This is a genomic window from Pseudomonas sp. B22129 (assembly GCF_044218875.1).
GTDB lineage: Bacteria > Pseudomonadota > Gammaproteobacteria > Pseudomonadales > Pseudomonadaceae > Aquipseudomonas.
Genome location: NZ_CP162592.1, coordinates 6,482,890 through 6,494,409, shown reverse-complemented (window position 1 = coordinate 6,494,409; position 11,520 = coordinate 6,482,890). Strand labels below are relative to the sequence as shown.

Below are 11,520 nucleotides of genomic sequence, written 5' to 3'. Positions count from 1 at the left end.
TTATAGGCCAATACAGTTCAAAATGTGGGAGCGGGCTTGCTCGCGAAAGCAGTCTGTCAGTTGATGCATCTGGTGACTGATACACCGCTTTCGCGAGCAAGCCCGCTCCCACATTTGATCTTCGTTAGGCTTAAGGGGCTTTGACCAGCTTCACCGCCAGCACATCACACGGCGCGCCGTGCAACACATCATTGGCGGTAGAGCCCAGTAACAGCGCCAGACCATGCCGGCCATGGCTGCCGACCACGATCAGGTCGCAATGCTGTTCCTTGGCCAGGTGGTGGATTTCCTGGCGTGGTTGGCCGTAAGTCAGGTGGGAGTTTTCCTTGGTCACCTCAGGGTATTTGAGGATCAGCTTGTCAAGGCGCTCTTTGGCCTGGTCGAACTGTTGTTGCTGCAGCTGGGAAAGGTCCATGGGAACGTCGCCGCCAAAGGCCATGGCCATGGGCTCGACGATGTGCACCAGCGACAGTTTGGCGTTGCTGGCGACGGCGAAAGCGCGGGCGCGCTTGATCACTGGATCGCACTCTTCGGTCAGGTCTACCGCGACCAGAATATGTTCGTATGACATGGGGCGTTCCTCCAGGGGACTGCAATAAATTCAGTATGGCTGCTTTCAAGCGGATGGGGTTGCGTCAGATCAAATCCGCTCATCTGGAAATTCGGGAGTACACATATGACGGTCTGGATAGTGGTGTCAATCCTTCTGGTGGTTCTGAGCCCCCTGGCATGGCTGCGCCCGTCGCGCCATCAGAGTGGGCGCATGGCCTTGCGGATGGAGGCGCGCCGCATCGGTTTGGCCATGCAATTGTCGCCCCAGGAGTGGCCGCACTGGCTCAAACAGGAGCCGCCGAGCCCCTGCGCGCAGTACTGCCGGCCACGGCGCGGCAGTTCGCCAGCCCTGTGGAGTTATTGGCAACTGGAGCCCGGCGTGTGGGTCAACCAATGGCGCGAAGTGTGCGTGGATGAGAAGTTGTTGCCGCATTTTGCAACGCTGCCGGCGAACGTCTACAAGGTCGAGGCCGACAAGCAAATGATCGCCCTGTATTGGGGCGAGAAGGGCGAGGTGAGTGTGTTGCAGGACATTGATAAATTGCTCAAAGCCCTAGCGTGATGCCTTTGCGATAAAAACCAGGCAATAAAAAGCCCGACATCATCATCGGGCTGGAGTTGGCCAGGCAGGCCGGTAAATCTGTGGTACCCGCGTCGGATGTTCATCCTGGCGCGTTACGGTTGTCGCTAGCCTAGCGGCATATCCCATTCTGTACAGCCTTTTCCCACATCTTTTCCATTATTGATTTTATGAATAGTTGAATATTGATGAGTCGCGGGCTTAGGGTTGGGGTTCTGAAATGACTGGAAAGTCGCGTTTTTCCTAGCCTTTCGAGCGATTGACAATTGCCTGGAATTGGATGAAGGTGGCGTACCCAAATCAAACGGGCGTATGAATTGAGCGTTTGTCTGTCAGACCGCTCATACATAACCCCGACTATCGCATTGGCGGGTGTGCCTGGCGGATTGGCTTGAGCATTGACGCAATCGTCAGTGTCAAACCAGAGGCCAGCGTCCAGTGTGTACTGTTCAGCTTCCATATCGTGGAGATCAGTTGATGATTTACGAAGGTAAAGCCATCACGGTTAAGGCTCTTGAAAGTGGCATCGTCGAACTGAAGTTCGACCTCAAGGGTGAGTCCGTCAACAAGTTCAACCGTCTAACCCTGAATGAATTGCGTCAGGCCGTAGACACCATCAAAGCAGATGCTTCGGTCAAGGGCGTGATCGTCTCCAGCGGCAAGGACGTGTTTATCGTCGGCGCTGACATCACCGAATTCGTCGACAACTTCAAGCTGCCCGATGCAGAGCTTGTGGCCGGCAACCTCGAAGCCAACAAGATTTTCAGCGATTTCGAAGACCTCAACGTGCCAACCGTGGCTGCCATCAATGGCATCGCGCTGGGCGGCGGCCTGGAAATGTGCCTGGCGGCAGACTTCCGTGTGATGTCGGCCACTGCCAAAATCGGCCTGCCTGAAGTCAAACTGGGTATCTACCCGGGCTTCGGCGGCACTGTGCGCTTGCCGCGCCTGATCGGTGCCGACAATGCCATCGAGTGGATCGCCGCCGGCAAGGAAAACCGTGCTGAAGACGCGCTGAAAGTCGGTGCTGTCGACGCTGTGGTTGCCCCGGAAAAACTCGCCGAAGCCGCGCTGAACCTGATCAAGGGCGCCATCAGCGGCGAATTTGACTACAAGGCCAAGCGTCAGCCGAAGCTGGAAAAACTCAAGCTCAACGCCATCGAGCAAATGATGTCGTTCGAAACCGCCAAAGGTTTCGTGGCAGGCCAGGCCGGCCCGAACTACCCGGCGCCGGTTGAAGCGATCAAGACTATCCAGAAGGCCGCGAACTTTGGTCGCGACAAAGCCCTGGAAGTGGAAGCTGCAGGCTTCGTCAAACTGGCGAAAACCTCCGCTGCCCAGAGCCTGATCGGCCTGTTCCTGAACGATCAGGAATTGAAGAAAAAGGCCAAGGCCTACGACGAAATCGCCAAGGACGTGAAACAGGCTGCCGTACTCGGCGCCGGTATCATGGGCGGTGGTATCGCTTATCAGTCGGCGTCCAAAGGCACGCCGATCCTGATGAAAGACATCAACGAGCACGGTATCGAGCAAGGCCTGGCGGAAGCCGCCAAGCTGCTCGTCGGCCGCGTGGACAAAGGCCGCATGACCGCCGCGAAGATGGCTGAAGTGCTTAACGGCATTCGTCCTACGCTGTCCTACGGCGATTTCGGCCACGTCGACCTGGTGGTCGAAGCAGTTGTCGAGAACCCGAAGGTCAAGCAAGCCGTACTGGCCGAAGTGGAAGCCCAGGTCAAAGACGACACCATCCTGGCCTCCAACACTTCGACCATTTCCATCTCGCTGCTGGCCAAGGCCCTCAAGCGTCCGGAAAACTTCGTCGGCATGCACTTCTTCAACCCGGTGCACATGATGCCGCTGGTGGAAGTGATCCGTGGCGAGAAGTCCAGCGAACTGGCCGTGGCCACCACCGTTGCCTACGCCAAGAAAATGGGCAAGAACCCGATTGTCGTTAACGACTGCCCGGGCTTCCTGGTCAACCGCGTGCTGTTCCCCTACTTCGGCGGTTTCGCCAAGCTGGTCAGCGCCGGTGTGGACTTCGTGCGCATCGACAAAGTCATGGAAAAATTCGGCTGGCCAATGGGCCCGGCGTACCTGATGGACGTGGTCGGCATCGACACTGGCCACCACGGCCGCGATGTGATGGCTGAAGGCTTCCCGGACCGCATGAAAGACGACCGCCGTTCGGCGATCGACGCGCTCTACGAAGCCAAGCGCCTGGGCCAGAAGAACGGCAAGGGCTTCTACGCCTACGAGGCCGACAAGAAGGGCAAGCAGAAGAAAGTTGCCGACCCGTCGGTTCACGAAGTGCTGGCTCCGGTCATCTACGAACAGCGTGAAGTGTCGGACGAAGACATCATCAACTGGATGATGATCGCCCTGTGCCTGGAAACCGTGCGTTGCCTGGAAGACGGCATCGTCGAAACCGCCGCCGAAGCCGATATGGGCCTGGTGTACGGTATTGGTTTCCCTCCATTCCGTGGTGGTGCGCTGCGTTACATCGACTCGATCGGTGTGGCTGAGTTCGTTGCCCTGGCTGACAAATACGCTGATTTGGGCCCGCTGTACCACCCGACTGAAAAGCTGCGCGAGATGGCCAAAACTGGCCAGCGCTTCTTCGGTTAAGTGCCCAGACGACTAGAGCGAGAATATTTATGAGCTTGAATCCAAGAGACGTCGTGATTGTCGACTTCGGTCGCACGCCGATGGGCCGCTCCAAGGGCGGCATGCACCGCAACACCCGTGCCGAGGACATGTCGGCGCACTTGATCAGCAAACTGCTGGAACGCAACGTCAAGGTCGACCCGAACGAAGTCGAGGACGTGATTTGGGGCTGTGTCAACCAGACCCTGGAGCAGGGCTGGAACATCGCGCGCATGGCGTCGCTGATGACCCAGATCCCGCACACGGCCGCCGGCCAGACCGTGAGCCGCCTGTGCGGTTCGTCGATGAGCGCGCTGCACACCGCTGCGCAAGCGATCATGACCGGCAACGGTGATGTGTTCGTGGTCGGTGGCGTGGAGCACATGGGCCACGTCAGCATGATGCACGGCGTCGACCCTAACCCGCACATGTCGCTGTACGCGGCAAAAGCCTCGGGCATGATGGGCCTGACTGCGGAAATGCTCGGCAAAATGCACGGCATTACCCGCGAAGCCCAGGACGCGTTTGGCTTGCGCTCCCACCAGCTCGCCCACAAGGCGACCGTGGAAGGCAAGTTCAAGGATGAAATCATCCCGATGAACGGCTACGACGAGAACGGTTTCCTGAAACTGTTCGACTACGACGAGACCATTCGTCCGGACACCACCCTGGAAAGCCTGGCGGCCCTCAAGCCTGCTTTCAATCCAAAGGGCGGCACCGTGACAGCCGGTACTTCGTCGCAAATCACCGACGGCGCCTCGTGCATGATCGTAATGTCGGCGCAGCGTGCCCAGGACCTGGGTATCCAGCCGCTGGCCGTGATCCGTTCGATGGCGGTGGCGGGTGTGGACCCGGCAATCATGGGCTATGGTCCAGTACCGGCCACACAAAAAGCCTTGAAGCGCGCGGGCCTGACCATCAACGACATCGACTTCTTTGAGCTCAACGAAGCTTTCGCTGCACAGGCCCTGCCCGTGCTGAAAGATTTGAAAGTACTCGACAAGATGAACGAGAAGGTTAACCTGCACGGCGGTGCGATTGCCCTGGGCCACCCATTCGGTTGCTCTGGTGCACGTATTTCCGGCACTTTGCTTAACGTGATGAAGCAAAATGGCGGCAACCTTGGGGTTGCAACCATGTGCATTGGTCTCGGCCAAGGCATTTCCACCGTCTTCGAACGCGTTTAAGCGTTCCGTTGACGGAAGCCGGGGCCCAGTGCCCCGGTTTTTGTTTTTTGGAATTTTTAATGTTTTTTTTCAAGACATTTTGTAAGAGGGCCAGAGCATGAAAGTCGAACCAGGGCTCTACCAGCATTATAAAGGTCCGCAGTACCGTGTTTTTAATGTGGCACGGCATTCCGAGACCGAAGAAGAAGTGGTGTTTTACCAAGCACTGTATGGCGATTACGGCTTTTGGGTGCGTCCATTGAGCATGTTCCTGGAAACCGTCGAAGTTGACGGCGAGCAGGTCCCGCGCTTTGCTTTGGTCCAGGCCGAACCCAGTCTTTTTTCAGGGCAATAACGGCAGGCCGCGCAGAATGCTGCGCTTGACCTCACCTTGTTGCCACTATATATAGCGTTGCCGCGACAGGCGCCAACTGCCTTTCTCTTCTCGAATTCAGGAATTTTCCGATCCATGGGCAAATCGCTGGTCATTGTGGAATCCCCGGCTAAGGCCAAGACCATCAACAAGTACTTGGGCAACGAGTACGTGGTGAAGTCGAGTATCGGCCATATCCGAGACCTGCCCACCAGCGGTTCGGCTAGCGCCAGCAAGGAGCCAGCCGCCAAGCGCGGCAAGGCGGCTGCGGGCGAAGGTCCGGTGCTCACGCCTAAAGAGAAAGCGCGCAAGCAGCTGGTCTCGCGTATGGGTGTGGACCCGGATCATGGCTGGAAGGCCAAGTACGAAATCCTTCCAGGCAAGGAAAAGGTCATCGAAGAGCTGCGCCGGCTCGCCAAAGATGCCGACACCATCTATCTCGCAACGGACTTGGACCGCGAAGGGGAAGCCATTGCCTGGCACCTGCGCGAAGCCATTGGCGGCGACGACAGCCGCTACAAGCGTGTGGTGTTCAACGAAATCACCAAGAAAGCCATTCAGGAAGCCTTCTCCAAGCCGGGCGAACTGGATATCGACCGTGTAAACGCCCAACAGGCCCGTCGTTTCCTCGACCGTGTCGTGGGTTACATGGTCTCGCCACTGCTGTGGGCCAAGATCGCCCGTGGCCTGTCCGCCGGCCGTGTGCAGTCGGTTGCGGTAAAACTGGTGGTGGAGCGTGAGCGCGAGATCCGAGCGTTCAACCCCGAAGAGTATTGGGAAGTCCATGCTGACCTTGGCACCGCCAAGGGCGCCAACGTGCGCTTTGAAGTGGCCCGCGAGAAAGGCGAGGCCTTCAAGCCGCTGAACGAAGCCCAGGCTATGGCCGCGCTGGAGAAGCTCAAGGCTTCCAGCTACAGCATCGTCAAGCGTGAAGACAAACCGACCAGCAGCAAGCCGTCGGCGCCGTTCATCACCTCCACCCTGCAGCAGGCCGCGAGCAACCGCCTGGGCTTTGGTGTGAAGAAGACCATGATGATGGCCCAGCGCTTGTACGAAGCCGGCTACATCACTTATATGCGTACCGACTCCACCAACCTGTCGCAAGACGCGGTGGCGATGGCGCGTACTTATATTGAAGGCGAATTCGGCAAGAAGTACCTGCCGGAGAAACCAAACGTCTACAGCAGCAAGGAAGGCGCCCAGGAGGCTCACGAAGCGATTCGTCCTTCCGACGCCAACACCACGCCTGCCAAGCTGAGCGGCATGGAGCGCGACGCTGAGCGCCTCTACGAGCTGATCTGGCGTCAGTTCCTGGCGTGCCAGATGCTGCCGGCGCAATACCTGTCCACCACCGTCAGCGTGGGTGCTGGCGACTTCGAGCTGCGTGCCAAGGGCCGTATCCTCAAGTTCGACGGCTATACCCGTGTGATGCCGCAAATCGCCAAGCCTGGTGATGATGATGTGTTGCCGGACATGGCTCAGGGCGACACGTTGAAGCTGATCAAGCTCGACCCGTCCCAGCACTTTACCAAGCCGCCGGCGCGTTACTCGGAAGCCAGCCTGGTGAAAGAGATGGAAAAGCGCGGTATCGGTCGTCCTTCGACCTACGCCGCGATCATCTCGACCATTCAGGATCGTGGTTACGTGGCGCTGCACAACCGTCGTTTCTACTCGGAAAAGATGGGCGACATCGTCACCGAACGCCTGTCCGAGAGCTTCTCCAACCTGATGGACTACGGCTTCACCGCCGGCATGGAAGAGAACCTCGATGACGTGGCCCAGGGCGAACGCGACTGGAAAAACGTGCTGGACGAGTTCTACGGCGACTTCAAGAAAAAGCTCGAAGTGGCCGAAAGCCCGGAGAGCGGCATGCGTGCCAACCAGCCGGTGATGACTGACATCCCGTGCCTGACGTGCGGCCGCCCGATGCAGATTCGTACGGCGTCTACCGGCGTGTTCCTCGGTTGCTCGGGCTATAGCCTGCCGCCGAAAGAGCGCTGTAAGGCTACCGTTAACCTGGTGCCGGGCGATGAAATTGCGGCTGACGACGAGGGCGAATCCGAGTCGCTGGTTCTGCGTGGCAAGCACCGTTGCCCGATCTGCAGCACGGCAATGGACGCTTACCTGCTCGACGAGAAGCACAAGCTGCACATCTGCGGTAATAACCCGGATTGCAACGGCTACGAGATCGAAGAAGGCACTTACCGCATCAAGGGCTACGAAGGTCCGAGCCTGGAATGCGACAAGTGTGGCAGTGAGATGCAGCTCAAGACTGGCCGTTTCGGCAAGTTCTTCGGTTGCACCAACCCGACCTGCAAGAACACCCGCAAACTGCTGAAAAGCGGTGACGCGGCACCACCGAAGATGGACCCGGTGAAGATGCCCGAGCTCAAGTGCGAGAAGGTCAACGACACCTATATCCTGCGTGACGGCGCTTCGGGCCTGTTCCTGGCCGCCAGCCAGTTCCCGAAAAACCGCGAAACCCGTGCACCGCTGGTGCTGGAGATCGTGCCGCACAAGGACGAGATCGATCCGAAGTACCACTTCCTGTGTGAAGCGCCGAAGAAGGATCCGGACGGCCGCCCGGCTGTGATCCGCTACAGCCGCAAGACCAAGGAGCAGTACGTGCAGACTGAAGTGGACGGCAAGCCTACCGGCTGGAAAGCGTTCTACGACGGCGGCAAGTGGAAAGTCGAGGACAAGCGCCAGGGCGCTTGATCGGCTAATCAGCCCTATACGAAGGCCGCCTTAACAGGCGGCCTTTTTTTGCACTTGCAGTACGTTCGGCTGATCCGTGACACTGTTCAGCCAGCATCACGCTTTTTCGTTGTGGAGACTGCCGTTATGGCCAACGAACTCTATACCCGTACCAATCAGAAAATTTACTTCGCGGGTTTATCCCTGGAAGCCCTTGGCCGTGCCGAGGAAGGGAAAGAGATGAACGCCATTGCGCTGGTTCAGGCGGGGCGTGAGGCGGCGTTGTTCCACTTGTACGGTGCCTTGTTGGGCTTGTGTCATGAAATCGCCGGGTTCTACCGTTTACCTCAGGCGGGTTCGCCCCGTGCGGAAATGATCATGACCCGCGAAGTGCTGGAGAGCATGGCCATTCCCGAGCTGGCTGAATTGGTGGAGATGGCCCAGAGCCCCGATAGTTGGGTTGCACGTTTGCTTAAAGCCCATTCCGATATGTTTCAGCCGCCACGCATTCCCCATGTGCCCAAGGGCGATGTAACCCAGCCGTTGATTGTGGCGCTTGCTCTGGAAGAGGACGAGCCCAAGCCATTGAGTCGGGAAGAGCTGGAAAGCTGGCGCCAGGAGCTGAAAAAGATGGCGCTGCGCTTTCGTGAGGGTTTGAACGAGTGCTGAGACGGCGTCGTTGATATACACCGATCAAAATGTGGGAGCGGGCTTGCTCGCGAAAGTGGAGTATCAGTCGACAGATTCACTTCTGATCTACCGCATTCGCGAGCAAGCCCGCTCCCACATTTGAACCGAGTTAGATAGATAGTCCGGTGCTGGGCTCAAAAGGCACCATTCATCAAGCCGTAAAGAAACTTGCTCAGATCCTCAGCGAGGCCGGGTGGATGACTGATATAATTTCGGCCTTTCGTGGAGAACAGACTTTTATGCCAACGTCCTTTCTGGAAATTGTTGAACTGCCTGACGGCCGAATCGAGCTGCGCCGGGCTGAGGACGAGGGTTCTCTGGTTATTCTGGATTTTTCCGAGGACGCAAAAGCGTTCCTGCAGGGCCAACACGTGGAAGTGGCTAAAGCCATGTTGAGCGTGGGTGTGCAGATGGCGGGTCGTCTGGCGGAAGGTGAGCCAGAGAAGGACGATGGGCCGCGGGTGCTTCACTGACACACAAAGGCGGCCATTATGGCTCCTGTGGTGAGCGAGCTTTTGTGGCGAGCGAGCTTGCTCGCGCTGGGCTGCGAAGCGGCCTTAAATGGATTGATACGGTATATCAGGCATTCCACGGTGTCTGGTTTTGGGGCCGCTTCGCAGCCCAGCGCGAGCAAGCTCGCTCGCCACAGTAAGCTCGCCCGCCACAAGCCAGCCTGTGTTTTATCCCAACCGAATATTCAAACTCTGAGCATCGCCCGTACGTGCCGCGCTGATCAGTTGCTGCTTTGCGCTTGCATTCAACGGGTTCAACCAACTTACTACCGTATGGCTACGGCCCAGGCGCAACGCTTCGCAGGTCAACTGCTGTGCACTTTGAGCGCCACGGGGTTGCAGCAGCAGAATGCGCTCACGGTTAAGGCCGGCGTCCCGCAGCCACGCCTGCGTCAGGCTGGCGGGCGGGGCGATCAGTGTCAGCCAGCGCGCATCCTGTTCTTCGCTCAACTCGCGAAGGATCGGCGCCAGGAGGCTCAGGCAGCTTCCTGCAGCACCACGCAACGACAGTTCACTGAACGCCTCAGGTTCAGCGCTCCAGGGCGCTTCGACCGTTTCCTTGAGAATGGGCGCAAGGGGTTGGGCCATAAAGGCCTCGAACAGCGACAATTGTGCCTGTTGCGGGGGGTGCATGAACTGCATGGTGCCTCCTCTAGCGGCGAATGACGCCGACGCTCAAACCTTCGATCACCAGGTCCTGATCTTTCAGGTTCACTTCAATCGGGGCGAACTCAGGGTTCTCGGCCAGTAACCAGACCTTGCTGCCTTCGCGCTTGAAGCGTTTGACGGTGACTTCATCGCCGATACGTGCGACGACGATCTGGCCATTACGGGCTTCACGCGTGGTATGGACGGCCAGCAGGTCGCCGTCGAAAATGCCCACGTCCTTCATGCTCATGCCGTGTACGCGCAACAGGTAGTCGGCGCGCGGATGGAAGAAAGTCGGGTTGATGTTGCAAGATTCCTCGACGTGCTGCTGCGCCAGGATCGGCGCACCGGCCGCGACGCGACCGATGATCGGCAGTGTGGATTCGTCGGCCTTGGCTTCGAAGCCAGGGATGCGAATACCGCGTGAAGCACCCGGGGTCATCTCGATCGCGCCTTTGCGGGCGAGGGCCTTGAGGTGTTCCTCGGCGGCGTTGGGGGATTTGAACCCCAGCTCCAGCGCAATTTCCGCTCGTGTCGGCGGGTAGCCGTTGTCATCGAGGCAGCGCTTGATAAAAGCCAGAATCTCAGCTTGGCGTGGCGTCAGTTTTAGCATGTTGATCGCTCTGTCTTTTTATACAGTGACTGGGATTATATACAGTGAACTGTACTTGGCAATCATCCTTTTCGGGCACTCCGCTGGACGGTCATTCGTCAGCCGTCCTACAAGGCAGAGATAGCGCTGCCTACAGACCGATACGGATGTGATTAAATAGCGATGAAATTGATGACTGCCCGGCCGGAAAACGGACCCGCAGGCTTGACAAGACATACTCTGAAACGTATGTTTCAAACAAGTGTTTGTCAGGCGGAGTAGCCATGGCCCAGTCGGAAACCGTTGAACGCATTCTCGATGCTGCCGAGCAATTGTTCGCGGAAAAAGGATTTGCTGAAACTTCATTGCGCCTGATCACCAGCAAGGCTGGGGTCAACCTTGCGGCAGTGAACTACCACTTTGGCTCGAAAAAGGCCCTGATCCAGGCGGTGTTCTCGCGTTTCCTGGGGCCTTTCTGCGCTAGCCTTGACCGTGAGCTGGAGCGTCGCCAGACCAAACCCGAGAACAAGCCCGGCCTGGAAGAGCTGCTGGAAATACTGGTCGAGCAAGCGCTGGTGGTTCAACCGCGCAGCGGCAACGACTTGTCGATTTTCATGCGCCTGCTGGGCCTGGCGTTCAGCCAGAGCCAGGGTCACCTGCGCCGTTACCTGGAAGACATGTACGGCAAGGTTTTCCGTCGCTATATGTTGCTGGTCAATGAGGCCGCCCCACGCATTCCACCGATCGAGCTGTTCTGGCGCGTGCATTTCATGCTCGGTGCGGCCGCGTTCAGCATGTCCGGGATCAAGGCGTTGCGTGCGATTGCCGAGACTGATTTCGGCGTGAATACGTCGATTGAGCAGGTGATGCGCCTGATGGTGCCATTCCTCGCCGCCGGCATGCGCGCCGAAACCGGCGTCACCGACCCGTCCATGGCCGCCGCCCAATTGCGCCCACGCAGCAAGTCGACGCCCGCCATCGCCAAGGCATGATTGCCCCCTGTGTGCGCGGCCGCTAAGCTAGCCGCCATGCCGATTTCAGCTATTTACTCACAACCCGCTGCACTC

11 protein-coding genes are annotated in these 11,520 nt (G+C 58.2%); 8 read left to right on the top strand and 3 right to left on the bottom strand.

Going from position 1 to position 11,520, the window contains the following annotated elements; all coding sequences use genetic code 11:
* Positions 1-130 precede the first annotated feature (130 nt).
* Positions 131-571, bottom strand: coding sequence for a universal stress protein (locus tag AB4P94_RS29550; RefSeq protein WP_395608600.1), 441 nt, complete (start codon positions 569-571; stop codon positions 131-133).
* Between the two features lie 105 nt (positions 572-676).
* On the opposite strand from AB4P94_RS29550, the gene AB4P94_RS29545 reads away from it, so the two are divergent.
* From AB4P94_RS29545 to AB4P94_RS29515, 7 genes are all read left to right on the top strand, one after another.
* Complete coding sequence (locus AB4P94_RS29545) at positions 677-1,114, top strand: hypothetical protein (protein ID WP_395608599.1); 438 nt, start codon at positions 677-679, stop codon at positions 1,112-1,114.
* A gap of 495 nt (positions 1,115-1,609) precedes the next feature.
* The gene (fadB, locus tag AB4P94_RS29540) at positions 1,610-3,757 is read left to right on the top strand and encodes a fatty acid oxidation complex subunit alpha FadB (protein WP_395608598.1); all 2,148 of its coding nucleotides are present in this window, start codon (positions 1,610-1,612) and stop codon (positions 3,755-3,757) included.
* Positions 3,758-3,786: 29 nt separating this feature from the next.
* A complete protein-coding gene (gene fadA / locus AB4P94_RS29535; protein ID WP_016975260.1) occupies positions 3,787-4,962 on the top strand; it encodes an acetyl-CoA C-acyltransferase FadA in 1,176 nt (391 codons plus the stop codon).
* A 97-nt stretch (positions 4,963-5,059) separates the two neighbouring features.
* Positions 5,060-5,296: a DUF1653 domain-containing protein gene (locus AB4P94_RS29530; protein WP_021490990.1), complete on the top strand. Its 237-nt coding sequence runs from the start codon at positions 5,060-5,062 to the stop codon at positions 5,294-5,296.
* 114 nt (positions 5,297-5,410) lie between these two features.
* Complete coding sequence (gene topA, locus AB4P94_RS29525; protein ID WP_395608597.1) at positions 5,411-8,032, top strand: type I DNA topoisomerase; 2,622 nt, start codon at positions 5,411-5,413, stop codon at positions 8,030-8,032.
* A gap of 126 nt (positions 8,033-8,158) precedes the next feature.
* On the top strand, positions 8,159-8,680 hold the full coding sequence (locus AB4P94_RS29520) for a DUF6586 family protein (protein WP_395608596.1): 522 nt from the start codon (positions 8,159-8,161) through the stop codon (positions 8,678-8,680).
* Positions 8,681-8,940: 260 nt separating this feature from the next.
* Positions 8,941-9,174, top strand: a complete 234-nt coding sequence (locus tag AB4P94_RS29515; protein ID WP_053255041.1) for a hypothetical protein — start codon at positions 8,941-8,943, stop codon at positions 9,172-9,174.
* Positions 9,175-9,381: 207 nt separating this feature from the next.
* On the opposite strand, the gene sulA is transcribed toward AB4P94_RS29515, so the two are convergent.
* Together sulA and lexA are read right to left on the bottom strand one after the other, a co-directional pair.
* Positions 9,382-9,855, bottom strand: a complete 474-nt coding sequence (sulA, locus tag AB4P94_RS29510) for an SOS-induced cell division inhibitor SulA (protein ID WP_395608595.1) — start codon at positions 9,853-9,855, stop codon at positions 9,382-9,384.
* A 10-nt stretch (positions 9,856-9,865) separates the two neighbouring features.
* Positions 9,866-10,474 (bottom strand): transcriptional repressor LexA, encoded by a 609-nt coding sequence (gene lexA, locus AB4P94_RS29505; protein ID WP_003172575.1) that lies wholly within the window; start codon positions 10,472-10,474, stop codon positions 9,866-9,868.
* Between the two features lie 263 nt (positions 10,475-10,737).
* Between lexA and AB4P94_RS29500 the strand changes: the two genes are divergently transcribed.
* A complete protein-coding gene (locus AB4P94_RS29500; protein WP_395608594.1) occupies positions 10,738-11,445 on the top strand; it encodes a TetR family transcriptional regulator in 708 nt (235 codons plus the stop codon).
* Positions 11,446-11,520: the final 75 nt, after the last annotated feature.

What these genes read in the sequence shown, in the direction of transcription:
- lexA (WP_003172575.1), bottom strand. Translation starts at nt 10,474, where the DNA reads ATGCTAAAACTGACGCCACGCCAAGCTGAGATTCTGGCTTTTATCAAG.
- sulA (WP_395608595.1), bottom strand. Translation starts at nt 9,855, where the DNA reads ATGCAGTTCATGCACCCCCCGCAACAGGCACAATTGTCGCTGTTCGAG.
- AB4P94_RS29500 (WP_395608594.1), top strand. Translation starts at nt 10,738, where the DNA reads ATGGCCCAGTCGGAAACCGTTGAACGCATTCTCGATGCTGCCGAGCAA.
- AB4P94_RS29550 (WP_395608600.1), bottom strand. Translation starts at nt 571, where the DNA reads ATGTCATACGAACATATTCTGGTCGCGGTAGACCTGACCGAAGAGTGC.
- AB4P94_RS29545 (WP_395608599.1), top strand. Translation starts at nt 677, where the DNA reads ATGACGGTCTGGATAGTGGTGTCAATCCTTCTGGTGGTTCTGAGCCCC.
- fadB (WP_395608598.1), top strand. Translation starts at nt 1,610, where the DNA reads ATGATTTACGAAGGTAAAGCCATCACGGTTAAGGCTCTTGAAAGTGGC.
- AB4P94_RS29520 (WP_395608596.1), top strand. Translation starts at nt 8,159, where the DNA reads ATGGCCAACGAACTCTATACCCGTACCAATCAGAAAATTTACTTCGCG.
- AB4P94_RS29515 (WP_053255041.1), top strand. Translation starts at nt 8,941, where the DNA reads ATGCCAACGTCCTTTCTGGAAATTGTTGAACTGCCTGACGGCCGAATC.
- AB4P94_RS29530 (WP_021490990.1), top strand. Translation starts at nt 5,060, where the DNA reads ATGAAAGTCGAACCAGGGCTCTACCAGCATTATAAAGGTCCGCAGTAC.
- fadA (WP_016975260.1), top strand. Translation starts at nt 3,787, where the DNA reads ATGAGCTTGAATCCAAGAGACGTCGTGATTGTCGACTTCGGTCGCACG.
- topA (WP_395608597.1), top strand. Translation starts at nt 5,411, where the DNA reads ATGGGCAAATCGCTGGTCATTGTGGAATCCCCGGCTAAGGCCAAGACC.